The organism is Planctomicrobium aquicomposti (assembly GCF_051466325.1).
In the GTDB taxonomy this organism is placed as follows: Bacteria; Planctomycetota; Planctomycetia; order Planctomycetales; family Planctomycetaceae; genus Planctomicrobium.
Map to the genome: position 1 here is coordinate 965001 of NZ_CP195792.1, position 25886 is coordinate 990886.

Below are 25886 nucleotides of genomic sequence, written 5' to 3' on the forward strand. Positions count from 1 at the left end.
ACCGACGCCAAGACATCCCCCATGTGCCCTTAATAGCTTGACCACTTTAGTTTCAACCACGCCAGTAAACTGGTGTGGACTTCTCTAGAGTGGAAAGCTATTCTGGAAATTTCATCCAGAATAACGATCATATTCAACTCGTTTTTTACAAGAGTTTTCACCCTTGCTTGAACGCGTCTTTCAGATATTGCAACTTTCGTCGCAACGCCGCACGCCAGGCGTGCATTTTTCCTCAAGAGCTCGGCCATTGCAAAATTGCAAAGCCAGATGCCACGCGTCTAATCCACCAGATTTTCAAAGATCATAGTGCACTTCTGTGGTGCACATCGCTCGGCGATTTTTGTCGCCTTAACTTCGCGAGAGTAAAGCACTTGTGAGTGTTTTGCTCTCGGGAAGTTTTGTCTCTCGCACTCGGGTCCGCCATGTTAGGCGACCCGAGGTCTCGGGTCAAGTCAGTGGGAAATCTTTTTTTGATTTTCACCGACTTTTAAAAACCACTCTTTGTCGTCGCGAATGGTCTTTAAATGGAGACGATCGGGCTCGAACCGACAACCCCCTGCTTGCAAAGCAGGTGCTCTCCCAATTGAGCTACGTCCCCTGAAAGAGGAGTCAGGAACCAGGAGAGAGGATGTAGGCTGGCTAGATCCTCTCTCCTGATTCCTGACCCTGCTTCGAGGTGGGGGTACCAAGATTCGAACTTGGGACCTCAGCTTTATCAGAGCTGCGCTCTAACCAACTGAGCTATACCCCCTTTGGGTCCGTTCGCGGTCATCAGGGCCACGAACGAGCGAGGAATGATAGTCGCCGCTGCAGGTGCTCGCAAGTGGTCGGGCTGATTTGCTGGGGATCTGGCTGGCTGGAGCGGATGCTAGTCGCTGCAACTGGCGTAATTGTCACGGGTTGACACCGGGAGGGCCTTGGAAAACGAAAAGAGGAGGCCGTTTGGCCCCCTCTGTGGTTGGACACCTGGAATCGGCTGCCCAGATTCGATGTTTTAGTGATCCCATCTGGTCATTGCGGTGAATTCTGTCGGTTACTGCTGCGAAATTCACCGCTGTCTGGCGGTATGTTGGCTTGGGAAGGAGTACGGGGGCCGTTGCTTGAGCAGGGTGCTCTTTCCCGTCTCCGTGTCGCAAGCGTTTCGTCTGGAGAATACGGATATCCGCTCGGCAAGGAGGGGGGCTTCCGAACTGGCTGCTCTCTAGTTGGCTGTCCCTTCCGCTTTCTTGCGCTGTACGTGGGCACGTGCGGCCGCTTCCATGAATTTCATTGCGGCCGGCGTATTGGTATGCCCTGCATCCACGTCAAAGTGAATCTGCTTGGGGATTTTTAGCGCGTTGTAAGCGGCGTAAACGCTGGTGGGAGGGCAGGTGCGATCGATGTAGCCGACGGTTACGGCGGCTTCCTCGCATTTAGCTTTGGCGGCGAAGTTGACGCAGTCAAAGTAGCGAGCCGTTTTGAGCTGGGCTTCGTCCGGTTTGCCGTTCTCACCGCGTGCCAGCAGCTTTGGCCAGCCGCTCACCCGGTTGACGAGGTTGCCGCTGTGGTCGCACCCTGCGGGAACGCCTGCGCAGATCATGGTGACGCGGGGATCAATTCCTGCCGCGGCGAATGCCTGGAATCCCCCTTGGCTGCTCCCGAAGACAATGAGTGTTTTGCCATCCCACTCGGGCTGGGCTGTCAGGAAATCGATCGCCCGCAGCATGCGGAGGAACATCCCTTTGAAGTAGAACTTCTCCGGATCGTTGGCCCCCTCGCGGCGGTAGTCCCTGAGTTCTCCGTCAGCGAGCTTCTGGTAATAGTCGGCCGGCTGGCCGTTGGGGATGCCGTGGGCGTTGATATCCAATGCCAGCATGCCCCCTTCTTCCGCAGCCCAGGCGGTTTTGGCAAGAATGCTGCTGCGGACGCCAGCTCCGTGGACAAACAAAATCGCGGGAAGCGATTTGGGTTTGGCATTCTGAGGGCGTCCGAAATATCCGGAAACGGGTGCTCCGAGGCAGCTGATCTGGACGTCAAACGCATCGATTTCTTTTTCGGGGGCCTTTTTCGGGGTCAGCTTCACTTCCATGGGAACTTTGGCCAATTCCTCCTGCTGTCTGGCCCAGAATCGTTCAAAGTCGTCTGGGACCGGGAGGCTGGGTTGAATCTGCAGCGGGTCGAACGCGGCGGTTGCAATCGCTGAGGCTTTGCCGATGTTGGCATTCACCGACAGAAATCCCGGTTCGTCGATCTTCCCGGAAAACGTCCCCCGCCCCTGGCGAATCTCAACCGTTTGCGGGGGCTGAGGTGCCCAGCTATCGTTCGATGCGACGCATTTCACCTGTCCGTTTTCCAGTGGTTTGCCATCCTGTGTCGCCACAATTGAAAATGTCGCGGTTTCGCCGATGTGATATTGCGCATGGGGGCGATCGGCAGTGATGGTCAGTTTCACGGTCGGTTCGGCCGCCGTTTTGACCTGTGCCTGCAGCAGACTGGGCGTGATCGCCAGCAGCAGGGCCATCTGGGTGAGAAGAGGAACCGTCCGGGGGATTGGCATACCAGGGGTCTCGCGTTGCGGAGGAGGGGGAAGGACACGCTGTCAGGGAGCGTGGACCAACGCCTCCACTTCCCGTGGAAGTGCGGATCCCCATTGCAGACAACGTCAATGCCCGGAGATGCCGCCGCCGAGCAGAGAAGGCGTCGGAATTCTCTGTATCTTAGAGGACACCGACACCTTGCCAATATCGGTGAGGTTTGATTTGTGGTGGGCGACTGAAAGTTGTGTTGTCCGCGCAGTCGACCACCCGCGGATTTTGCTCTCAGCCTTCATCGCCGGAAGGACCGTACATCCCGGGAACCGGAATCTCGTTGAGCCGCAGATAAACACAGAGATGTGCCCGGTGGTGAATTGTGTGATTCAGCACGAATTGTCGAATCACGTTGAGGCGGGGCATCGTGAAAATGGTTCGACCCTGATACAGGAGCGACCACGGAACCGGGAAAAGATCATCGGAAGCCCCAGTCAGGGCAGCGCGGGCTTCGGCGACGTTCTGGTCGAACATTTCCAGAATCTGCTGCCGGTTGAGGTCTGAAGAGGTGCGATACGGTTCTTCTCCCGGCGGGGAGACATCCCACTCCGTTTTCTGAAGGGTTCCCGCGACCCAGCCGGGGATCTCCGCCAGATGGCCACCGACCCAGCCGATCGTGTTCGACTTGGGGTGGGCTTTCCAGTCGAGCTTGTCGTCCGGAATGCGTTCCAGGCATTTCCGGGTGTTGGCCATTTCCTCGTCAAATTCGGGCAGGAGTGTGGCGGCGATTGTCATGACTGGCCTCGCGGGAGAGTGGCGTGTACGGATGTGCTATATTTCCCCGGGAAGGTCTCGACAATGCCCCACGGTGGTCGAAAAGCAAATTTCAATTCGCTCCCCTCACTCAGATTCCGGGAATTCGCCAGACCGGAGTGGACTGGCTGAGATCGCCGGGGATTTTCCGTCCGGAATCCTCCTCGCTTTCCGCTGAATAGGGTGGAGACCAACCGCATTTGCTTTCACCCGAGTGAGGAGAAGACCCATGCCAGACGGATCACGCAAACGACGTTTTTCTGACAATCCCGCCCGTCGCCAATGGTATGCCCAGCATCGTGCTGCCCGATTTGCCCGCCGGTTCTTTGGTTGATCGTCCCCGGTGGCCCGCCGGTTTCGCGGCAACGGTTTGGGCTCGCCTGATGCGAACAGGTTGACCCTGGGTTCGCCCGCGCTCGCCACACAAAGTTGGGCGGATGCGACAAAAAAGCATCGAAGCCCCCTTGGTTGAGCATCTCCCACTGATGGAATCCCGAGAAAACCGTCGCTGACGCGTCGTGCTCTGATCCCCGGAATGGACCGTGGCGCATTCGGGCGATTTCTGAGGGACTTCCCCCTACTCCGCAGTCCGAACGCCGGACCCAATTCGATTCGTTCTGAAATGAATCGCTGGTGATCTCTGCTGCGGTGGCGTGCTGCAATCGCTACGACTCCGATTGGCGGATCAGTCTGCCTGGAGTTTCCCGCTTCGCATCCGGGATTTGCTTCTCGGTGCTGGCCGCGGCCTAAGTTGGTACCAGTGGCCGTTCTGCGTTCTCTATTTCCGGGATTCTGTGTTCTCGCAGGGCGCTTGGCTGCAACGTTATTGGCTGAAAGCAGTTGAGTTCATTGGTATGGCGATCAATCTGCTCAAGATATTCCGCAACAGCGGTTCTTCCCGTAAATCGGGTGCCGCTGCGCACATGACCTGGGGGCATACCAGTCTGGGAAGAACGGTCTCCCGAACGGGAGTTTTCCTCAGAAAGCAGATCTGGATCTGGCCGATCATCGCCACCGTGATGCTGGCGGTACTGGCGGTATCGGTGCAGTACGCCATCGAATCGACCATGAAGTCGAATCTGCAATCGCAGGTGCAGACGCTGCTGAACGTTGAAACCGCGATGCTCGAGAACTGGTGCCGGACACAGGAGGCCAATGCTTCCTCCCTGGCCCACGATGCCGAAGTTCGGGAGGAGGCTTATGCGCTCGTCAAAATGCAGGAAGAGCCGTCTCCCAACGCCGCAGCGGAGCGAGTGGAAATCCTCAAGCGACTGCGACGACAAACTTCGCCGATGCTCTCCGCGAACAACTACATCGGTTATCTGATCACCGACAAATCCAAACGGATTCTGGCCGCCTCGAATCCGGATCTGGTGGGGAAGCAGAATGTCATCGATTACGGTGATTTTCTGGATCGAGCCCTGAAGGGAACGGCGAGCGTCAGTACTCCGATGGTCAGTACCATCCCGTTCGATCCCGAGGCGGGCCAGGAACAGATTGGTCAGCCGATCATGTTTGTCGCTGCACCGATCCGGAATACCAGTTTTGAAATCGTGGGGGCGTTAGCCTTGGGCATCCGGCCCGATGCCGAGTTCACACGTATCATGCAGTTGGGACGGTTCGGCGAAACCGGTGAGACCTATGCCATCGACAAAAAAGGGACGATGGTTTCCAACAGCCGCTTTGATGAGTCGTTGATTCTGCTCGGAATTCTTCCCGACCGCCGTGACAGCCGGTCCATTCTGAATGTGGAAATTCGCGATCCTCAGCACGATATGACGTTGGGTTTTCGTCCCAAGGTTCGTCGATCGGAACTTCCCCTCACGCTGGCGGCTGAAGAAATGGTCGCGGGGCGAAGTGGGGTCAATGTGGAAGGCTACAACGATTACCGGGGAGTGCCGGTCGTGGGAGCCTGGGCGTGGCTCCCCAAGGAAGAACTGGGGGTCGCCTCCGAAATTGATCTCGCAGAGGCGTTTCGTCCGCTCATGATTTTGAAACGGACGTTCTGGGCACTCTATACCCTGTTGGGGTTGAGCTCGCTGGCCATCTTTATCTTCACGATCATTGTGGCCCGGCTGAGACGGGAGGCGCAGAAAGCCGAGATCGAAGCCAAGCAGCTCGGCCAGTACAAGCTGGCAGAGAAACTCGGCTCCGGCGGGATGGGGGTGGTCTACAAGGGGCATCACGCAATGCTCCGTCGGCCCACAGCCATCAAGATGCTGGATCTCGACAAGGTCAACGACGCTTCCGTGCAGCGGTTCGAGAGAGAAGTGCAGATCACCTGCCAGCTGAACCATCCGAATACCATTGCCATCTATGACTACGGGCGGACTCCCGAAGGAGTCTTCTATTACGCGATGGAATACCTGGATGGCATCAGCCTGCAGTCGCTGGTCGAGAAGTTTGGGCCGCAACCCGAATCGCGTGTGATCCACATTCTGATGCAGGCTTGTGGCTCGTTGTACGAGGCCCACAGCCTGGGACTGGTGCACCGCGACATCAAGCCGGCCAACATGATGTTGAATCGTCGTGGGGGTGAGGCCGATGTTCTCAAGGTGCTGGACTTTGGACTGGTTAAAGCGCTCAACGAGGAAAAGCAGGCGGGACAGAGTGCGGCCAACACGCTGACCGGGACACCGTTATATATGGCCCCGGAGGCGATTCAGGCTCCCGCATCGGTCGATGGCCGGAGCGATCTTTATGCCCTGGGAGCCGTGGGTTACTTCCTGCTGACCGGAAAATCGGTATTCGAAGCCTCGAATATCGTGGAATTGTGCCGCCAGCATGTCGACGTGGTGCCGATTCCTCCCTCGCAGCGATCTGGGCGACCGGTCTCGGCCGAGCTGGAAGATGCGATCATGTCCTGTCTGGAAAAGTCGCGGGGCAAGCGCCCGAACTCGGCGCGGGATCTCTCCCTGATGTTGGGGCGGTCTCCCTTTGCCCACCAGTGGACCCTCGAAGAGGCGGACGCGTGGTGGGGCCGGTACGAGCGTGGACAGCACCCGCAGTCAGCCGGACCCAATGTCTCACGCGGAACTCCAACCACCGCCTTCCAGCGGACGATTGTCGGCGGAAAAGGTGACGACTAGAGCAGGTTGCTCTTTCCGGTACCCGCGCAGCAAGCGTTCCGATTGGTGAATTGCGGACATCCTCGTGGCGAGGACGGGGCCATCAAAAGTCGAATTGCTCGACTGCGGGGTAGCTGTGCGGATTGGAAGAAGGGTGAACTGCGTCAGTCCTCGACGTCGCTGCGGTGAATTCCGCTCTCCAGTTCGGCAATGTAAGCGGAGGCGACTTTTTCATCCGCAGCCCGGACCATGACGTGCACCTGCAGGACGCCGCTCAGGCCGGCCTGGCTTTCGTTGTCGACGAAGGCCGAGATCCCTTCGCCATCCAGCGAAGCACGAATCAGCTCCGCCCGCATCACGTCCGTCGTTTCGTACACTGCAACAAGTTCATCAGCGTCCATGACTCCGCTCCTGCTCTTCAGGTTGCCGTCTCTGCAGCCACGGGCTGAACCTGTTCAGCCTGCTCTGCCTCATCCAGATCGATGCATAAATCCCGGTTGACGTCGAGACGCTCAAAGATCTCGCGTGGTCCGGGAAATTCCCGCCAGGACAGTTCGCCGTCCTGATTGTCATCCATTTTTCGAAACCAGAGGGGGCCCCGCAGCGGTTCTCTGAGAATCGCCTGCCCCGAGTTGCTGTTCGCCATCATGCCCGGATCGGGCTGTGTTTCGAGAAGTTCCGGCTGGCTGAACGTGATTCGTAACTGGGTCGACAGTTCGGTCGGGGTGAGGGCTCCATCCCGGTTGCGGTCGGCTTCCAGAATCCGCTGCCGACTGGTGCGGATTTCCCGGGGAGTCAGACGCTGATCCTGATCGGCATCCAGAATCTCGAAGAGTGTCCGGGTGACGTCCGAGACGGTGATCAGCAGCTGGCACTGCTCGGCAAGAGCGTCGAGGGTGAAAAACTGTTCGACTTCGGCAACGGTCACCTCGCCATTTCCATCGAGGTCAACCGACGCAAACTGAACCTCCCCCGCCTGCAGACGCCCGAATTCCGATTCGTCGAGATAGCCGTTCTTGTCTACGTCAGCCTGGCGGAAGCGAATTTTCTGCAGCTGAATCGACGCCCGCGCCTGCCAGCTGTTGCTGCGGGCCAGGCATTCCACTGGAACGCCCCCCAGTTCCAGCAGCGGACGATTGCCCGGTTTCAGGCTTTCCATGCCGATGGCAGTCACTCCCGCGGGAGCCAGGGTCGCCGCCAGTCGAAGATCACGAGGGGACTTTTTCAGAAACAGCAGCAGTTCCGAACGGTTCCAGCTGCCGCTGCGATCCCGGTCGAACACCTGAAATCGTCGCGGTGCCAGGCCCGGCACACGTTCAGCGGGGATCTCTCCTTTTGTTCCATACAGATTCAGGCAACGATCCGCCGCGACATCAAAACTCTCATCATCCGTCAGCATCAGCAGCGGCAGGGGTTCCTCGCGGGCCTGCTCCTGACGAAGTGCCTGTCGGACCGATTGCGGGAACGGCTGCAGCTCGGCGACGCTGAGTGTTTCGTCATCGTCGAAGTCAAACGCGTACAGCCGGCGAAGCCCCTGTTCGACCTCATCCGCTTCCAGTCGGCCATCTCGATTCAGATCAAGTTCGACACTCAGACGAACCGTCTGCGCCAGGCGGGGAGGCTGTTTGCGGATCACGACCGTCGGTCCGATCACCCGGTCCAGATGGTCTTGCAGTTCGTTCAAGGAGATCGAATCGTCGGCCGGATTGACGTCGAGCGATTTCCACTCGTCTGCGAGCGTGGGGAGATTGGGACGGATGCGACTTCCCTGCGGGATCAGGGCAGCTTCTTCAGGAGAGAGTTTGCCATCCTGATCGGTATCCAGTCGCTGAAACAGCCCCTCAACGTATTTGCGGCGGTTCTCGGCCAGACTGAATGGGCCGGTTTCGATACTGACATCCAGAATGAGCGGGGCCGTCGTTCCCAGAAACAGCAATCGCCGCTGCTCTCCCTCCGCTCGGGCCCATGCGGGAAGCAGTATCAGCTGGGCGATGGCGATCTGGCAGAGCGATTTGCACAGGGAGCAGGATTTCATGCTTATCACACTTCAGCCACGGGAAACCACCAGGCACTGGCCCAGCTGCGTCATCTATGGAAGAGGATCGGGGCGATCGGGGGACAGCTTCGATACGTCATGCTCCCGCTTTCTGTTGGGGCAACTTCGACACTAACATGCCTGGTGCAGGTCGGCAACCTGCGAATCCGCTTCGCTCCGATTCCCGGACTTTGGCTGCCCGTGCCGATCAATAGCCACCCGCAGGGGATTGGCCTATGATTTTGCCCCCGGCGATCGCGTGAGGTCGCAAGCTGATTTTTCTCGGAAGTGCTTCGCTGACTTATGGCCGATCCCGCATCCCGTCGACTCCCGCTTGAGCCCATGGATCCCCAGCTGACAAGCATTCAGCCGGGGGGCGGGATCATCATTTCGCTGGAAAAAATGTGGGGGACGTGGCGCCGCTGGTGGCTGAAAACATTCCGCTCCGGATATGTCGCCCGGATGCGTGCCTGTCGACAGGGGGAAGTGAACGGGTGCCCGCATGAAGTGCTCGATCCGCGCGATCTGAAGTATTACCGCAATCAGCCGAACTACTGGTGGAAGCCGGAAGATGACCCGTTTGCGTGGCGCGATCGTCTGCCCTTTGCCCGGGTCGGTCTGGCCGAACTGATTGTGATGGTGACGCTGTTGTTCGGAGGGGCGATTGCTGTCGCGGTTTTGCTGAATCTCATGTCGCTGACCTTCTGGCCCAAGGTGATCGGCTGGATCGTCGTCCTGGCGCTGGTGCTCCTGGGAACCGAAATTCTCTGGTTCTTCCGCAATCCCTATCGGCCGGTTCCGATGGAACCGGGGCAGGTGATTTCCCCGGCGGACGGCAAAGTCGTCACGATCGAAGACCTGGAGCACGACGAATTTATCGGAGGTCCGGCGGTTCGGATCGGGATTTTCCTCTCAATCTTCAATGTGCACATCAACCGGAGCCCAGTGGCGGCACGGGTGATCGGCCTGAGTTATCAGCCCGGATTGTGTTTGAACGCCCTGCGGCCGGAATCGGCCCGGTTGAATGAGCGGCTGGTGGTGAAACTGGAAGAATCGGCCTATCCCCACCGCCGCATGACGGTTGCCCAGATTACCGGAGCGATCGCCCGCAGAATTGTCTGCTGGTTGAAACCGGGAGATGAGTTGGCTCGGGGCGAGCAGTTTGGCATGATAAAGCTCGGATCACGGACCGAACTGGTGCTGCCAGTCGAAGATGGTCTCGAAATTCTTTCACGTGTCGGTGACACGGTCCAGGCGGGGAGCTCGGTGCTGGCATGCTATCGCGGAACAAACTCAAGGTGATACCCGGTCAGCCTGCGGATGCACCCGCACCGATTCGCAAGGGTCTCGGAACGCGCAGCCGCGAACGGGCGTTCGCCGTGCTGCCGACCATGATGACGCTGGGGAATGCGTTCTGCGGTTTCGCAGCCATTACCTATGCCGCCAAAGTCGGCCCGGAAACCGCTGGTTCCACAGGAGGCCATCTCTTCTGGGCGGCCATCTACATCTTTCTGGCGATGTTTTTCGATATGCTCGATGGCCAGGTGGCCCGCTGGACCCACCAGACGAGTGACTTCGGGGCGCAGCTGGACAGTCTGTGCGATGCCGTCAGTTTCGGTGTCGCCCCGGCCTTTCTGATGCTGCAGTTCTCACACGAATATCATCCCCGCATTTTGTGGATCATCGGCGTGCTCTATGCCGTGTGTGCCATTTTGCGTCTAGCCCGCTTCAATGTGGAGTCCGAGGAAGATCAGTCGCACGATTACTTCAGCGGTCTGCCGACGCCGGCTGCGGCCGGTGTGGTCGCCTCCTTTCCGATTGCAGTCTGGGGACTGGATCGCCTTCATGATCCGGAAAATCCGGTGGTCTCCCGCATCGTGGAGTTTCTCGGCGACACGGTGAAGCTGGCAGGGCACCTCCTTCCGCCGATTGTGCTCGCGCTGGCCTGCCTGATGGTCTCCCGCGTCCGCTATCCCCACTTCTTCAACCAGCTGTTCAAGGGGCGACGCAGCCGGATTCAGCTGATCCGCATCGTGTTTGCGATCGCCGCCGTTTTGCTGATCCGCGAGTTGGCGCTGCTGCTCCTGTTCGCATTTTTCGCGTTCGGGGCTCCGCTGCGAGCGACGTTCATGAAGTGGATTTACCCGCACTTCAAAGCAACGCCGCCGGCCCCCCCGACGACTCCCGCCGGTGGAGAAGCGTGAACGACGACGATTCGCTCGACAAAATCCATTCCGCTCTACAATTCCGGTATGGAACTGACATGCGCGGCGATTCTGTTTGATCTGGATGGAGTTCTGGTCGACTCCAATACCATTGTGGAGCGGCATTGGCGGCTCTGGGCGGAACGTCGCGGGCTGCCGATTGATGAAATTCTTGCAGTCCATCATGGACGGCCGACCGTGGAGACCGTGCGACAGTTTGCCCCGGAGATCGATGCGGTCGCCGAGGCGCGGGCGAAGGAACGGGTCGAGGCAGACGACACCGACGGCCTCACCATTTATGCCGGAGCGTTTCGCCTGCTGACGAGCCTTCCTCGCGAATGCTGGGCGATTGCGACCAGTGGCACTCGCCGAACGGCGACGATTCGACTGCAGCACGTCGGTCTGCCGATCCCTGATATCTTTGTGACGGCCGATGACATCCAGCGGGGGAAGCCGGCTCCTGATCCCTACCTGCTCGCGGCCCGAGGGTTGGGGGTTCCGCCCGGGCAGTGTATTGTGATTGAAGACGCCCCAGCCGGGATCGAGTCCGGAAAAGCGGCCGGGGCCCGCGTGGTGGCTGTGGCCTCAACGAGTTCGCGGCAGGCGCTCGCGGGGGCCGACGCCGTCGTCGCCCGGCTGGACGACCTGCAACTGGCGGTCAAGGATGGGAAACTCGTCCTCACCTTCCCGGCGATTTAAATCGGTTCCTCAGCTCGCCAAGACAGTTTAAAACTGAAACCGATCCGGAGCGTGCAGGTCCGAGGGGGTCATCATGAAGGGAATTTGCCGATGCGCACATCGCTCCTTATTCGACCTGAAAGCGCCGGGGATGTGGCCGCCATTACGGCCGTCACTCGTCAGGCCTTCGAGAATCACCCTCACAGCCAGCAGACCGAGCATCTGATCATCGACGAGCTGCGACGGACCGGGGCGCTCAAAATTTCGCTTGTTGCGGAACTGGATGCGGTCTTGGTTGGTCAGATCACGTTTTCGCCGGTTCAGATTTCGGACGGTGCCGAAGGCTGGTATGCACTGGGGCCACTGGCGGTCGACCCGAAGGTGCAGCGGCAGGGGATCGGCACGGCGTTGATGGAGGCAGGACTCAGCGCCCTGCAGCAACTGCAGCCAGCCGGTTGTGTGGTCGTCGGAGATCCCGCGTATTACGGGCGATTTGGGTTCACTACCGCTCCCCAGTTTGAGGTGGAGGGAATTCCCGCGGAATATGTGATGGCCCGTCTGTTTGGGGATCGGCCCGCTGCCGGAGCGGTGACCCATCATCCGGCGTTTCTGATCACACCGTGAACGGGGCCAAACGAAAGAAAGCGGGCAGCCGGCGGCGACCCGCTTTCCACATCGTCTGGGGACCCTCAATCAGTTTTGGGCAAACTGAATGTCGGGGAAGCGGACTTTAGCCACTTCGAGCATCTTCTTTTTGAGCTGCTGAAGATCGGCAGCCTGCTGGTCGGTCATCGGCTGGCGGGAGGGACCCATCTCGAAGCCCCGCAGCTGGGCACCGACGCGGAAGCCGTCCGGGAAATCGGCACCCCGGACGAGGTATTCGAAGATGTCAGCGACGTTGGCCTGGACGGCACGGGCTTCATCCCATTTCTGGGCCCGGGCCAGACTGTACAGGCGGGTCATGGCCTCCGGGAAAATGTTGGCGGTGGCGTTTGTGCCGCCGGTGCAACCGACCAGCAGCATCGCCATCAGCGATGGTTCCCAGCCAGCCAGGAACGAGAATTCCGGACGGTTCGGGCGGACCGCTTCGATCATCCGCAGCATGAGGGAGACGTCGCCCGAGGAATCTTTGATCCCCACAATCCGTTCGCATTCTTCGCTGAGGCGCTGAATCGTCGGGATGTCGATCGGGCTGACGAAGAGCGGAATGTTGTAGAGGGTGATGTCGATCGGCGAATTGCGTCCGATTTCGCGAAAATGGGCATAGACGCGATCGGGGCTGAGTTTGTAATAAATCGGGGGGAGCAGGGCGACAGCCCGGCAGCCCAGTTCGGCGTAATACTCACAGGCAGAAAGGATTTCACGCGGATTCGCCTCGACGGCCCCGGCCAGAATCGGGACCCGTCCCTGTACCTGATCGGCGATGATGCGAACAATCTCACGACGTTCTTCGGCCGTAAACCGGAGAAATTCGCCGGTGGAGCCGTTGGGATACATCCCCTGCACCCCCTGCTGAATCAGCCATTCCACATGACGGCGTAATTCCGCCTCATTGATGTTCTGGTGTTCGTCCAGCGGGACAAGATTGGGAGTGAAAATTCCGCAGAGTGATTTCGGTTCCATAGATGCCTGATATAGCTGAAATGACAGAAACTCGCCATGATTGAGAGTGACGGATTTTGAGCAGGCTGATTTGTGTTTTTCAACCCGGAAAGCCTGGGGGGGCCTTGGCCTGCTGGAATCCTGATTGTTGGAATTTTCTGAGGAATCCGGGGCCGGAATGGCCCAGCAGATAAAAATAAAACATCACCCCTTTCTGGCCCTCATCGCCGGTCAGGGCCTTTTCCTACCGATTTCGGCGGTGTTCGCCGAGGATGAACCTGGAGCTTCTTTCCGTGTCCGCTGAGCCCACCTTCGTTTCGAGTCAAAACCTTCCCTTCATTGAAGATCTCTACGCCCAGTACCTCAGCGATCCGGAGAGCGTCCCGGAGCACTGGCGGAAGTACTTCTCGCAGCAGAAGAATGGCGATCAGCGATTCCATCACGGCTGGACCGCGACCAGCCCGTTTCCTCCCCGCAGTGTCTTTGACCCGCCGGGATTGATCGAGGCTCCCCGCTCTCACCGGCAGGGGGAACTGGATGCCGCAGCCACGCAGGAACGGCTCGATCAGCTGATCCGGAATTATCGAGTGCGGGGACACATTCTGGCGAACATCGACCCGCTGGGAAAACAGCGTCCGAGCCCGCCGGAACTCGATCCCGTTTTCTACGGCTTCGAAGAAGCCGATTTCGACAAAGAACTCTCGACCTCGTTCGTCGGTGGTCCCGAAACCCGCACGCTGCGGGGAATCATTAACTGGCTGAAGCAGACTTACTGCCGGTCGATCGGCGTGCAGTTCATGCACATCGACAGTCTGCAGGTGCGGCTGTGGCTGGCCCAGCGGATGGAAGAAACCGGCAATCGCCTGCGGCTGGAGCGGCAGGAGCAGATCCGGATTCTCAAGCGTCTAGCCGATGCAGTGGTGTTCGAAGAGTTTCTGGCCCGGAAATTTGTGGGGGCCAAGAGCTTTTCGCTGGAAGGGGCGGAAAGCCTCATTCCCCTGCTCGACATGACCATCGAACGCCTGGGGAACGAGGGAACCCGTGAAATCGTGATCGGCATGGCCCACCGGGGCCGGCTGAACGTGCTGGCGAACATCATGGGGAAGAACCCGCGGGCCATCTTCCGTGAGTTCGACGATGCCGACTCGGGCATGTTTCCGGGGGGCGGAGATGTGAAGTATCACCTCGGGTACAGCTGGGACTGGCTGACCTCGAAGGGGAACGGCGTTCACCTGTCACTCTGCTTCAATCCGTCGCATCTCGAGTTCGTCAACACCGTGGCAATGGGACGCATGCGGGCGAAGATGGACCGGTTCAAGGATTTCCGCCATGAACGCGGGGCGGTCGTGCTGATCCACGGCGACGCTGCGTTCGCCGGGGAAGGCATGGTTCAGGAAACCCTGAACCTGAGCGAACTCGAAGGCTACTCGGTCGGCGGGACGATTCACATCATCGTGAACAATCAGGTCGGCTTCACGACTTCGCCCGAAGAGGGACGCTCGACCGCGTACGCCACCGACATCGCCAAAATGCTGCAGAGCCCGATCTTCCACGTGAATGGAGAAGATCCCGAAGCGGTCGCACAGGTGATGAGTCTGGCGGTCGACTTCCGCAAGCGGTTCCAGAAAGATGTCGTCATCGACATGTACTGCTACCGTCGACGTGGACACAACGAAGGGGATGAACCGGCATTCACCCAGCCCGTCATGTACAAGGAAATCCGTCAGCGGCCGAGCGTCTTCAATTCTTACCTCGAGCACCTGCTGAACCAGCGGGGTGTGACCCGGGAAGAAGCCGAGAAGATCGGTGAAGAACGTCGGCAGCGGCTGGAAACGGAACTGGCTGAAGCCCGTCGTGATGACTACATCCGCTGTAACGATCGGTGGGGAGGGGTCTGGGCCGGCTATCAGGGTGGACCACATACCGAAGCTGATCATCCGCAGACGGGATTGCCGGTCGCACAGCTCCGGGAGACGCTGCTGAAGTTGACACAGATTCCGCCCGATTTTGAACCGCATCCGAAGGCGCTGCGCATTCTCGAACAGCGCCGGGCGATGGCGGAAGGGCAGGAGCCCCTCGACTGGGGAGCGGCGGAATCACTGGCGTATGCCACGATTCTGCAGGAAGGGCGGACGCTGCGAATCAGCGGGCAGGATGTGCGCCGCGGCACATTCAGCCATCGGCATGCCTTCCTGTACGACACCAACACCGGCGAGCCCTTCAATACGTTTGAGAACATCGCCGCCGAGCCGGGGAAGCTGAGCATTTACAACAGCCCGCTTTCCGAAGCGGGAGTGCTGGGCTTTGAATACGGGTTCAGTCTCGACTGCCCGGATGGACTGGTGATCTGGGAAGCCCAGTTCGGCGACTTCAGCAACTGTGCACAGGTCATCATCGACCAGTTCATCTCCAGTGCGGAAGACAAATGGGGCCGGTTGAGCGGCATCGTCATGCTGTTGCCGCACGGCTTCGAAGGGCAGGGGCCGGAACACTCCAGCGCCCGGCTCGAGCGGTTCCTCATGATTGCCGCCGAAGACAACATTCAGGTCTGTCAGCCGACCACTCCGGCTCAGACCTTCCACCTGCTTCGCCGGCAGGTGCAGCGGAAATGGAAAAAACCGCTGGTAGTCATGACCCCCAAGAGCCTGTTGCGGCTCAAGGACTGTTCCTCCACGCTGGAAGAATGTGCCACCGGGAAATTTCAGCCGTTCATTCCGGACGCCGAGTTCCCGGATGTCCGGGCCGCCAAGCAGGTTCTCCTCTGCTCCGGCAAGATCTATTACGATCTGATCGAACGCCGGAAGGCGGGGGGCTACAAGAACGTCATGATCGTGCGGATCGAAGAACTGTATCCGTTCCCCTCGACCAAGCTGAAGAAGCTGTTTGCCGATCTGCCCGACAGCACTCCCTTCGCCTGGGTGCAGGACGAACCTTCCAACATGGGAGCCTGGCCGTACCTGCGGCAGCGGTTCGGGGACAAGTTCCTGAAACGCTTTGCATTGGAACGGATCAGCCGTCCGCGGTCCGCAAGCCCGGCGACCGGTTCCTCCAAGCAGCACAAGCGGGAACAGGAAGAGCTGCTGTCGGCCGCCTTCAGCAAAGCCGAGAAAAGCTGATCGTGCGGTATCGCGGGGCCAAACGGCTCTGCGAAGAATCTGATTGAATCACAGGCCTGCCGGTGTTGCCCATCGTGCAGGCCTGCTTTCATCTTCAGGGACGACAGCCGGCCGGCAGCGGTGTTTCGAGTTTCAGCGGGATTGCATGCGCATGAACATTGGAGTCCTGGGGAACGCCGGGAGCTGGTACGTCAGCGAACTGGAGCAGGCAGGAGCGGCACGCGGCCACAGTGTGGTGATCGCGGATTTTTGTCGTCTCGCCAGCTCAGTCGTCTCCCGGCGGACGGAAGTGGTTTCCGCCGACGTGGAACTCAATCCACTGCATGCGTTGCTGGTGCGGACCATGCCCCCCGGCTCGCTGGAGCAGGTGATCTACCGGATGGATGTCCTGCAGCGGCTGGCTGCGCAGGGAGTTCGGGTTCTGAATTCTCCCAAAGCGATCGAATGCGCTGTCGACAAATTTCTGACCACGTCGCGTCTGGCGGCCGCCGGACTGCCGACCCCCCGTACCGTGGTTTGTGAAAGCTGGGAGCAGGCGGAAAGTGCATTCACGCAGTTGGGGGGAGATGTGGTGGTCAAGCCGCTCTTCGGTTCGGAAGGACGGGGGATTGTGCGGGTTTCCGATCCGGATCTCGCTCACCGAGTCTTCAAGGCGATCGTGCGGACACAGGGGATCCTGTATCTGCAGGAATTCATTCCACATGCCGGGTTCGATGTGCGGGTGCTGGTGCTGGGCGATGAGGTGCTGGGGGGAATCGTCCGCCGCCACCCGACGGACTTTCGCACCAATGTTTCGCGGCAGGGAATCGCGCAGCCGCATCCGCCGACTCCGCTCGAACAGGATCTCGCCCTGAAGGGGGCGCGGGCGGTCGAAGCCTGTTTCGCGGGGGTCGACTTGTTGTACGATCCGCAGGGACGGTGCCACGTGATTGAAGTGAATGCCGTCCCCGGCTGGCGGGCGTTTCAGCGCGCGACCGGCCTTCACGTAGCCGAACGATTGATGATCTATCTGGAGAACGAGACCCGTGAGCGCATCCGCTGCTGATATTGTCGAAGCCCTGCGGCAGGTCACCCCCGATCTGCTGCGTTGGTCCGGAGCCATTGCCCGGCGGATGAGGACATTCGATATCGGATTGACCGGCAAATCGTCGGGGAACGCCAACACCGACGCACTGACGCTCGCCGATCTCACCGTGCAGGAGCTGATTGTCGCGGGCCTGCGGGACCGCGCACCGCTGTTGCGGCAATGCCGTATCGAAGCGGAAGAAGAGAACGGGGATCTGGGGGCATTTGCCGCCGATGCTCCGCTGACGATTGCGATCGATCCGATCGACGGAACAAAGTGCTTCAAGGATCACACCGGCAACGGCTATGCCGTGATGATTCACCTCCGCGACGGTCATGATCTGCTGTACTCGCTGGTTTACGCTCCAGAAGATGGGCCGACCGGATCGTGGACCCAGGCCTACGGCCAGACAATCAAGACGGGGCCAGACGATCTGTCAGTCAGCGCGTTCGACTGTCTGGAGAAGATGCCCGCCGTGCAGGCCCAGAGCCGTCCCGACTCCCGCAAAATCTATCTGATCGGATTTCAGAAGAACGACGTCGCGAACGCCCAGCGCGTCACCGCCGCCGGCCTGGAAGGCTATGCACCGGATGACATGCCGGGGAGTATCTATCCGCTGTTGGCGAGCGGCGCCTTTGGCGGCTCGTTGATTCACAGCCCGAATCTGTACGACTTCCCTGTCTCGCTGCAACTGGCGCGGATGCTGGGGGGCAACTCGGTCTGGGTGGACAGCGGGGAACCGGTTCACTTCAAGGAGACGTGGCTCGATGACCGGGCCAACATGTTGCGGCTCCCCGGAATCGTGGCCACTGCCGATGATCCTGCCAAACTGGAGATTCTCGTCGACTTGGCGCGTGACTGGAATCCGGTCCGCTATCCTCCCGAGTAATTCGACATCCGACCGGGACGAGCATTCCCCGCGCTCGCGTGGAGTTCGCTCTCAATCTCGCAGATGGACCGTCTCTCTAGGCCGAATCTGTCCCCGCAGTCAGGAGCAGGCGGCTCCCGTCGTCAGGGGGATGAGTTTCGCGAAAGGCTTTCGACCGAGCTGACACGGCTCGGTTCCGCCCGCGTCCGACGATTGAGATGCACGAGGATCCCCTGCCGTTCATAGATCCAGAATTCGGTCACCTTTCCGAGACTGACAATCCGGGTGAGTGTTGTGGGCTCATCCCCCAGCGCGGCGCGGACCTGTGCGTCGGTCATGCCGATTTCCACGCGTCCTTCCTGAATCGCGAGATCAATCGGTGAGACAGGTTTGGGGGGGACCTGCGATTCCGGCAGCCACTCTCCTTTGAAGAGCCGATACCCGTTGTCATTCAGCCATTTCACGGCCGGTTGATAGTCGGGTGACACTTTGGTGGCGGCGATAAAAAAACGGGCGGCCGATTCACGATCGTTCAACAGCGCGAGCCACTGTTCGGCCAGTTCCGACAGGCCGCGGGCACCGTCGCCACGCATGGCTGGTTCGCGTGCAATCAGCCACTTCTCTTTGATTTCACGGACCGCCTCTGTTCGCCCCATCTTGTCGAGGCGTTCGGCCAGTTCGAGCATCTGTCCGCGCGGCATCACATCCAGCCGGGCCAGCTGGTAACCGATCGCCAGATTCTGGTACTGCTCGATCAGGTCTTTCCGCTCCGGGAGATCGGCCGCGATCGCTGCTGCAATGTCGAAACCATTGCTGCCGTCTGCCCGGGCTCCGTGCAGGATCCGTTCTGCAGCCACCTCCACATACAGCAGGCGATTCAGTTCGCGTCGCTGAGCTTCCTCGGCGCCTCGATAGACTTCATGTCGCTGGGCACGGTAGTGGTCTGCCAGCACGCTCACATCCCGTTGCAGGGGCTGCAGTGATCCGGGCAGGTCGCGACTGATGGCGACCAGAATGGCTGCGTACTTCGCATCATCAAAGGCTGCGGAGCGTGCTTCGGCCAGTCGGGCCAGCACTCCATCGTGGACAATCGCTTCGATGAGCTGCGGGTCGGAGTTGAGGGTGCGAGCCTTCTGCACCAGGTTGGCGAGGGCTTGTGCATCCCGGGTCCCGATATTTCGGAACTCGGTCTGGATGCCGTTGTTGTCCAGATCCTGAGCTTCTTTCCGCAGCGCATCGTCTTCGTAAAATTCTGCCCGGTTCCGGACCCAGGCGGCGAGGCGATACCATTTCTCCGGATCCTGACTGTCCAGTTCACCCCGTTTGAGCCGGGTCGTTTCCAGATCGTTGCTCCGGTTCCGCATGGAGTCGACCTGAAAGACGAACTGATCGCCCTCTTGGATCAGCCTTCCCGTCACTTCGATCACCGAACCGGTCGTGCGTGGCTTGGTGACGTCAGGGCCCAGGACGAACTTCATCGAACATTTTGCAAACCGTATTTCAGTCTTGGTAATCAGGCCGTAACGCCCTTCCAGTGTCCACGAGGTGTTCACCAGACGGGGCCAGTTGGACTTGGTTGCCAGAAAATCCTGGATCGATGTCGCTTCGGCCCGCGCGACACCGGGTGCCGACGAGAGGAGCAGAACACAGAGAAAGGCCGTGGAGCGAAGGAAGGAGGTCATCGGCCACTCTCCAGCAGTTCCTGTTGGCGTTTCAATTGCATCTGGACAGAACTTTCGGGCTCCCCGGCGGCCGTCTCGAACCCGAGACTCTCGTAGGTTTCGGGATGTGTCCACAGAAAGCCTGTCTCCGGTTTAAGCCTGACGACCCATTCCCGGGTCTCCGGGTTCAGTTGGCAGCTATCGAGTTCGCCGGCGAAGATGGCCCGAGCGGCTGGTTTGTCACCGATCAGCTCCGCGAAGATGGGAAAGTCCGCCCGCACCACAACTCCCCCCGCCGAGGGGACAGGGCTCCACGGGAATTTCATCGCGAACGCTTTCGCTGCAGGTTCCCCCCGCTGGGGTTTTGTCTTCTGCACGGTGCCGTCGATGATCAACCAGGTCCCTTCAAAGCGGGCCTGGAAGTTTTTGTTCCAGTCTTTCAGATTCTGCTCGTCGAGGCTGGGTGGCGTGGCGGTGATGATCTCGAACAAGGAGGCACTGCTGAGCTGGTTTAGGGCCCGGGTTTCATAAAAATACTGACGGGCAGACAGCGCTTCCACATCCTGTCGGCTCAGTTTGTCGTATGCGACAGCGGCCTTCTCAAAGTGATCGCGGGCGCTGATCCAGGACTTCTTCTCGATTTCGATCAGACCGGCGGCTGCTTCCCGCTTGGCGGTCTCGCGCGCCTGAGCCAGCTGCACCTGATGAATCATCCAGACCCCTGTCCCTGCCATGACGAGACAGGCTGCGAAGCCAATCGATCGCAGAGGGGTCCAGAATCCGATAAAGCCGAGCCACATGCGCTCCGCGGCTCGATTGAAACTGGCAGCGAGGACCTCGCTCAACGGAGGACCGACCGGTGGACTGACGGCGACCGGCTGTTGCTTTTCTTTTTCTGCCTGCAGTTTGCGAAGTTTCTGACGGCGGGTCAGCTGGGGAGCAGGGAGATCGCGACGAGGGGGGGACTTGTGCTCCAGTGCATCGTCGTCCGCGAGCAAGGTCTCCGGCAGCAGAGTAACGTCCGGGACACTTTCCGCCTCGTCGACGCGGGTCGTCAGAACGGCCTTCGAAGCAGCCCTCAACGGCGTATGGGGGGGAGGATAAATGTCGCGGGGGAGCACAAACAGGGAGGCGCCGCACGACTTGCACATCAGGTGTTGATGCCGTGCCCGCCGCAGCCCGCTGTGTTTCTGCCCGCATTCGCAGGGAATCTCAAAGGGCTGGGGAGCCTCGGGGACATCCCGCCGGAAGACATTGACAGCTTTTGAGATCCAACCGCCCATGCGCTGCCCGATTCCTCCAGAGACAAAGGCCACTGAGGCCATTTTATGCGGTTATTACGCCAGATCGCCGGCGCCCGAGAAAATTTTATGGAAAATGCCCTCGCGGATGCGAACTCAAAATCCCGCCATCCCTCATATTCCTGCAAGCCGATGCCAAGTCGACGGGCGGGAAAAGAGACCGGCCAGACAGCCGCCATCGCGTTGACACTGAGACCTGCGGTTGCGATAGTGTGTCTCCTCTTGCCGTCGGCCGGTTCAGTCCGCTGTCGGCGATATTTTCTGGTCAGGTAGCTCAGTAGGTAGAGCACAGGACTGAAAATCCTGGTGTCGCCGGTTCGATCCCGGCCCTGACCACTTTTCGAAAGCCTCGTTGCAATTACAAGTTGCAGCGAGGCTTTTGTTTTTCGTGCCGGACACTCGCTCGCTCCCCAGCGGCTGGCCTCGAGTGATCAAAAGTCAAAATGCTCTCATTCGACTTGTCCGCTTTCTTCTTGGCCTTCTCAGCGAATTTGGGATTCAAGCCGGGCGCGTGATTGATCGGGCCGCGCCGCGGAACCGGCCCGCAAACGTTTGCCTTCGTGAGCCCATCCTTCTCTGTGGAGTGGCCATGTCGATGAACGTCTGGTCGGTCCAGTCAAAGTCGTCGGAGAGGTGACCCCCTCTTTTGCCGCCACGCCATCCGGGGAGGAGACGTCTTGCCGGTCATCAAGCCCCCTGCCCAGGTTGTGCCATCACACATTGAGGCGATGGCGGTTGGTGCGAGCCCTGTCTCATCGGACAGGACGGTCCCAGCGGTCTCTCCCGTCTGGAGTGACTGACCTTGATGGCGTTTGCGATGAGGTAGCCCATCTGGCGGGGGATGCAGGCTCGAATTGTCCGATCAAAACGTACCGATCGGACGGGCGTTTAGAAATGCAGTGGTGGAAAAGTGAGCGTGCGGGGTTTTTCGCCTTCCTGATTTCGCCACACGGACTTGCGCCGTTGAGTCATCGCCACGGGAATGTGCGAATGCTTCACGGGAGCCTGTCATGGCTGTGTGCAGGCCCCTCTTAACATGTCAGATCCGTGGCTGGAACTCGGTCTCATCCGAGAATCTTTCTCATTTTCCTGTAACCTTTCTGCCCCTCGCGGAAGAAAGAGGGGACTCAGGGAGTTGTTCCCTGAGCGATGTCGTGATTGCTTCGAGTGAAATCCCTCATGGACGACAGGTTCAAGGAACTTGCGAAGCTCTGGACCCGCCACCTCCCTGTGGTTGAGGCCTATTTCGTGTCGCTTTGGGTCAGCAGTCACGACATGGAAGAGCTGTTGCAGGAAACCGTGACGCAGCTGTTTCAGAAAGCGGAGACTTACGATTTTGAGCGACCGTTCGTCCCCTGGCTGCTGGGGATCGCCCGCAATGTCGTGCTGCGGCATCGTCGTGATTTCGCAAGAAATCGTTACGTCTTCAGTCAGGAAGCGGTGGAAAATCTCAGTCGGGCCTTTGAGGAAGTCTCGGAGTCGCAGGACTCTCTGCGAAGGTTTCTCGGGCACTGCCTCTCTCGTCTCTCGGACGCGTACCGGCGGCTTTGCCAGTTACGGTACGAGGAGAATCTGGGGCGTGATGAGATCGCCCGTCTGCAGGGGACTTCGGCCTCTGCCGTCAAGATGGGGCTGCACCGATTGCGAAGTCAGCTGCGTGAATGCATTACCCGCAAGCTGCAGAGTGAGGTGCGGACATGAAGCCGTGGGAAGAAATTTTTCAGGACTGGATTGATCAAACGGACGGCGTGCCGGACTTTGCAGCGCTCGATGCGTGGCTGGCGGCCGATCCTGCAAATGCAAAGCTCTATGCCGAGCAGGTGCTGCTGCACTGCGAACTCTCCCGTCGCCACTGGAATGCGGATCGCAACGTTCCATTCGCTCCCCGACCCGGAATGATTCTGTCAGAAGCGGGGGCGCCTTCTACTGACGATTGCTGTCTTGAGGATTGCGTTTCCTCAGCTTCGGCAGCGCTCTCCACCCGTCGGGTGGGGACGATGATGAACTGGCAGTTCGCGTCCCGATACCGAAGTGGATTTGTCGGAGTCGTCTGTCTGGCGGTGCTGTTGATCACTGCCTGGGCGATGCTGTGGAACTCTTCCGGTTCAGAAGAGTCGGCAATCGGGCAGCCCAAAGTGATCGCCGAGACGAGGACTTCTTCGGGGCGGGTCACGCAATCGTTCAACACGCACTGGTCGCACCAGGCGCAGCGCTGGTCCGTGGGTGACGTTGTCCGGGAAGGGGATGTCATCCAGCTGGAAGCTGGTCAGATCGGACTCAGTTTTGAGTCGGGAACTTCGATGACGCTGGTCGGTCCCGCCGAGCTTGAGATTCATTCCGTGTCGCGGGTGTCGCTCCGTCATGGCATCGCGGCGACACGGGTGGAAACGGAAGAGGGCCGGGGCTTCCGGGTGCTGACGCCGACCACCGATGTCGTTGACCTTGGTACGGAGTTTGGAATCCGGGTCGATCCCTCCGGGGAAACCGATCTCGTCGTTGTTGAAGGGGCTGTCGATTTCACACCCACATCACAACGAGGGGAGTCTCCCTCGGCTCCACAGCGACTCTTCATTGGGGAAGGGGCCCGCATTCTCAAGTCGGGCCAATGGGAGCGGATTTCATCGATCCAGAGTGGCGTCTATCCCTTCGGGAATGTGATCACTTCTCCCCGGTCGTCACGTCCGCCGGTCATTGTGGGAGTCACCGACGACGTGCGCAGTCCCAAGTCCGCCAAGTTTTACCATATCTGTCATGAGGGACTGGATGAAGATGCCCAGGCCTTTGTTGACCGAAAATTCCAATGGAATGGTGTGACGAAAGAAGGGCTGCCGTACTTCCTGCGGGGGGCGGACTACATCAAGACCTTCAACAGCGACAAGCTTCGCAATCGCACCATCACGGTCGATTTGGCCGGCCCGGCGATGCTGTACGTCTTTCTCGATGACCGGGTGCCCGTACCGGGGTGGTTGTCTCAGTCGTTCGAAAACACCGGTTACCAGATCGGGATCGATGAGAACGTCATACCGGAGATGAGCTATCTGGAAGTTCAAACCGGTGTCATCGAATTGCTGGGGATCGGTCCGGGAGTGAGCGTGGACAGAACCTGCTCAGTCTGGCGGCGACGGGTCGACCAGGGTGGAAAAGTCATTCTAAAAGCGCTCCCTCGCGAGCGAGTCAACGTCAACATCCCGACGGAGTGGCGGACGATGTACGGCATCGCCGCCCAGCCGCTCTGAGTGTTCCATTTCGAAAAAAATTTCCTGATTCCGTCACGTCTGCAGGCCCTTTGAAGTCTGTCCTTTCATTTTCTGTTTCCTGTTCCGGAGAGTTCTCATGTCCGCAACACGTCCGCTCCCTTCCGTTCCGTATCCTTTCAGAAGAGGGTTCACGCTGATTGAGCTGCTGGTGGTGATCGCGATTATCGCCGTGCTGATCTCGCTGTTGCTGCCTGCGGTCCAGCAGGCCCGCGAGGCGGCCCGTCGTTCGCAGTGCAAGAACAATCTGAAGCAGATTGGTCTGGGGCTTCATAACTATCACGATGTCCACAACAGCTTTCCCCCCGGCTGGATTCAGATGAAGGGGGATCCGATGTATTCCGCAGCCACCGTCTCCAACGGCGGGCATATGATGGCTGACAGCAACTACAAGCTGAAGTGCTGGGGTTGGCCGGCGTTTATTCTGCCGTATCTGGATCAGTCGGCGATTTATAATTCGACAATCGGAGCCGGCCGCTGGCTTGACCTGGAGGTTGGTGCCGACGGAATGGCGCTGAAGCCCCTCTCGGTCTATCGTTGCCCCTCCGATTCGGCGCCCGAAGTCCGAGCGGGAGCGAACATCTTCCTGGCGGCGGCCACCTCCAACTATGCCGGCAACTCCTCTCACCGGACATTCAACCAGGCGGAGATTCTGGACGGAAGCGCGAACAACGTTACCGGGCTCTTCTGGTGCTCGAGTAATGTCCGCCTTCGGGATATCACTGACGGTGCGAGCAATACCATCGCCGTCGGGGAAGCGGCCTTTGAACACAACAATGAGACCTGGGCCGCCAAAGTCTGGGCCGGTTGTGAACGAGGAACGGGTATCCAGTGTACGGACGACATCCTCGCCACGGGGCGGGCCGGCATCAACACCGCATTGACCGGAGTCGATGAACGACGCGAGTGCTACAACAGCAAGCACATCGGCGGAGCCCAGTTTCTGTTCGCCGATGGCTCGGTGCACTTCGTCAGTGAGAACATCGAGCTCAAGTTCTCCGGGGCGAGAAATTCGAGCGCGGCGGACAGCACGTACGAATATCTGCTGAACCGTCATGATGGCCGTCCTACCGGCCAGTGGTAACTCGCTGTGATAATCGAGCAATGTGGATGAGCGTCCGGCAAACCGACGTTCAGCGCGACTTTGCTCGTCGCCGAAATCTGTCGGGAGCGCGTGCCGGGGCAATCACGCTGGCACGCGCTCCATTCTGCTGTTCCTGAAATTGTTTTTCCGGAGTCGTCATTCATGGAGTTTCGAATTCAGTCTTGCGCGGCAGGTCGACAGTCCGGGCCGTTTCGCCGCGGCATGGCCTGCTGGTCTATTGTGATGCTGGCCAGTCTTTATGGCTGCGGTGGTGCGGCTCCCGATCGAGGGACCGTCTCCGGCACCGTAACCTTGAACGGCACACCGGCTCCACGGGTCACCGTGATCTTTCATCCGGAAAATGGCCGTCCTTCCCAGGGGCTCACCGATGCGGAAGGGAAATACACCTTGAGCTACACGATTTACGAAAAAGGTGCCATGATCGGAAAGCATACGGTTTCGATCGCGAACGCCAGTCCGGATGATGGTGACACCGGTCCTGCTTCCCAGCCTGCCGTGCGCATTCCTGCGAAGTATGATCAGGCATCGACCCTGACCGCTGAGGTCAAAGCGGGGCACAATGTCATTGACTTTCAGCTGGATGATAAGAAGTAGTCGGTTCCCTCCCC

19 protein-coding genes, 3 tRNA genes and 1 rRNA gene (1 of these 23 only partly in view) are annotated in these 25886 nt (G+C 59.4%); 13 read left to right on the plus strand and 10 right to left on the minus strand.

Annotated elements, in window-relative coordinates; translation table 11 throughout:
- The 5 genes from SH664x_RS03645 to SH664x_RS03665 all read right to left on the minus strand — a co-directional run.
- Positions 1-43, minus strand: a 23S ribosomal RNA gene (locus tag SH664x_RS03645) (it extends 2736 nt beyond the left edge of the window).
- 482 nt (positions 44-525) lie between these two features.
- Positions 526-598: transfer RNA gene (locus SH664x_RS03650), tRNA-Ala, on the minus strand.
- Between the two features lie 79 nt (positions 599-677).
- Positions 678-751, minus strand: a tRNA-Ile gene (locus SH664x_RS03655).
- 450 nt (positions 752-1201) lie between these two features.
- Positions 1202-2536 (minus strand): acetylxylan esterase, encoded by a 1335-nt coding sequence (locus SH664x_RS03660; protein WP_437205137.1) that lies wholly within the window; start codon positions 2534-2536, stop codon positions 1202-1204.
- A 262-nt stretch (positions 2537-2798) separates the two neighbouring features.
- Positions 2799-3302, minus strand: coding sequence for a DinB family protein (locus tag SH664x_RS03665; protein ID WP_437205138.1), 504 nt, complete (start codon positions 3300-3302; stop codon positions 2799-2801).
- Positions 3303-4174: 872 nt separating this feature from the next.
- On the opposite strand from SH664x_RS03665, the gene SH664x_RS03670 reads away from it, so the two are divergent.
- Complete coding sequence (locus SH664x_RS03670) at positions 4175-6409, plus strand: serine/threonine protein kinase (RefSeq protein WP_437205140.1); 2235 nt, start codon at positions 4175-4177, stop codon at positions 6407-6409.
- Between the two features lie 143 nt (positions 6410-6552).
- On the opposite strand, the gene SH664x_RS03675 is transcribed toward SH664x_RS03670, so the two are convergent.
- Both SH664x_RS03675 and SH664x_RS03680 read right to left on the minus strand, forming a co-directional pair.
- Complete coding sequence (locus SH664x_RS03675; RefSeq protein ID WP_437205142.1) at positions 6553-6789, minus strand: putative signal transducing protein; 237 nt, start codon at positions 6787-6789, stop codon at positions 6553-6555.
- A 17-nt stretch (positions 6790-6806) separates the two neighbouring features.
- Positions 6807-8423: a hypothetical protein gene (locus SH664x_RS03680; RefSeq protein ID WP_437205144.1), complete on the minus strand. Its 1617-nt coding sequence runs from the start codon at positions 8421-8423 to the stop codon at positions 6807-6809.
- 303 nt (positions 8424-8726) lie between these two features.
- Here SH664x_RS03680 and SH664x_RS03685 point away from each other — a divergent pair, with 303 nt between their 5' ends.
- The 4 genes from SH664x_RS03685 to SH664x_RS03700 all read left to right on the plus strand — a co-directional run bounded on the left by SH664x_RS03685 (position 8727) and on the right by SH664x_RS03700 (position 11929).
- Positions 8727-9725 carry a phosphatidylserine decarboxylase gene (locus tag SH664x_RS03685; protein ID WP_437205146.1) on the plus strand — a complete coding sequence of 333 codons (999 nt, stop codon included), beginning with the start codon at positions 8727-8729 and terminating at the stop codon, positions 9723-9725.
- Positions 9698-10627, plus strand: a complete 930-nt coding sequence (pssA, locus tag SH664x_RS03690) for a CDP-diacylglycerol--serine O-phosphatidyltransferase (RefSeq protein ID WP_437205147.1) — start codon at positions 9698-9700, stop codon at positions 10625-10627. The genes SH664x_RS03685 and pssA overlap by 28 nt, the downstream gene beginning before the upstream one ends.
- Before the next feature lie 48 nt (positions 10628-10675).
- The gene (locus tag SH664x_RS03695; RefSeq protein ID WP_437205149.1) at positions 10676-11326 is read left to right on the plus strand and encodes an HAD-IA family hydrolase; all 651 of its coding nucleotides are present in this window, start codon (positions 10676-10678) and stop codon (positions 11324-11326) included.
- 90 nt (positions 11327-11416) lie between these two features.
- A complete protein-coding gene (locus SH664x_RS03700) occupies positions 11417-11929 on the plus strand; it encodes a GNAT family N-acetyltransferase (RefSeq protein ID WP_437205151.1) in 513 nt (170 codons plus the stop codon).
- Positions 11930-11998: 69 nt separating this feature from the next.
- Here the strand turns inward: SH664x_RS03700 and SH664x_RS03705 are convergent, their stop codons facing one another.
- Positions 11999-12928 carry a dihydrodipicolinate synthase family protein gene (locus tag SH664x_RS03705; RefSeq protein ID WP_437205153.1) on the minus strand — a complete coding sequence of 310 codons (930 nt, stop codon included), beginning with the start codon at positions 12926-12928 and terminating at the stop codon, positions 11999-12001.
- Between the two features lie 272 nt (positions 12929-13200).
- Here SH664x_RS03705 and SH664x_RS03710 point away from each other — a divergent pair, with 272 nt between their 5' ends.
- The 3 genes from SH664x_RS03710 to SH664x_RS03720 all read left to right on the plus strand — a co-directional run bounded on the left by SH664x_RS03710 (position 13201) and on the right by SH664x_RS03720 (position 17978).
- The gene (locus SH664x_RS03710; RefSeq protein WP_437205154.1) at positions 13201-16023 is read left to right on the plus strand and encodes a 2-oxoglutarate dehydrogenase E1 component; all 2823 of its coding nucleotides are present in this window, start codon (positions 13201-13203) and stop codon (positions 16021-16023) included.
- Positions 16024-16174: 151 nt separating this feature from the next.
- On the plus strand, positions 16175-17068 hold the full coding sequence (locus tag SH664x_RS03715) for an ATP-grasp domain-containing protein (protein WP_437205156.1): 894 nt from the start codon (positions 16175-16177) through the stop codon (positions 17066-17068).
- Complete coding sequence (locus SH664x_RS03720) at positions 17049-17978, plus strand: inositol monophosphatase family protein (protein ID WP_437205158.1); 930 nt, start codon at positions 17049-17051, stop codon at positions 17976-17978. Before SH664x_RS03715 ends, SH664x_RS03720 begins: the two co-directional genes overlap by 20 nt.
- Before the next feature lie 122 nt (positions 17979-18100).
- On the opposite strand, the gene SH664x_RS03725 is transcribed toward SH664x_RS03720, so the two are convergent.
- Positions 18101-19639: a hypothetical protein gene (locus tag SH664x_RS03725; RefSeq protein WP_437205159.1), complete on the minus strand. Its 1539-nt coding sequence runs from the start codon at positions 19637-19639 to the stop codon at positions 18101-18103.
- Positions 19636-20901, minus strand: a complete 1266-nt coding sequence (locus SH664x_RS03730; RefSeq protein ID WP_437205161.1) for a hypothetical protein — start codon at positions 20899-20901, stop codon at positions 19636-19638. The genes SH664x_RS03725 and SH664x_RS03730 overlap by 4 nt, the downstream gene beginning before the upstream one ends.
- A 281-nt stretch (positions 20902-21182) precedes the next feature.
- Here SH664x_RS03730 and SH664x_RS03735 point away from each other — a divergent pair.
- From SH664x_RS03735 to SH664x_RS03755, 5 genes are all read left to right on the plus strand, one after another.
- A tRNA-Phe gene (locus tag SH664x_RS03735) sits at positions 21183-21255 on the plus strand.
- 843 nt (positions 21256-22098) lie between these two features.
- Positions 22099-22620: a sigma-70 family RNA polymerase sigma factor gene (locus SH664x_RS03740; RefSeq protein WP_437205163.1), complete on the plus strand. Its 522-nt coding sequence runs from the start codon at positions 22099-22101 to the stop codon at positions 22618-22620.
- On the plus strand, positions 22617-24155 hold the full coding sequence (locus SH664x_RS03745; protein WP_437205164.1) for a FecR domain-containing protein: 1539 nt from the start codon (positions 22617-22619) through the stop codon (positions 24153-24155). The genes SH664x_RS03740 and SH664x_RS03745 overlap by 4 nt, the downstream gene beginning before the upstream one ends.
- 97 nt (positions 24156-24252) lie before the next feature.
- Positions 24253-25257, plus strand: coding sequence for a DUF1559 family PulG-like putative transporter (locus SH664x_RS03750; protein ID WP_437205166.1), 1005 nt, complete (start codon positions 24253-24255; stop codon positions 25255-25257).
- A gap of 162 nt (positions 25258-25419) precedes the next feature.
- Positions 25420-25872, plus strand: a complete 453-nt coding sequence (locus SH664x_RS03755; RefSeq protein ID WP_437205167.1) for a carboxypeptidase-like regulatory domain-containing protein — start codon at positions 25420-25422, stop codon at positions 25870-25872.
- Positions 25873-25886: the final 14 nt, after the last annotated feature.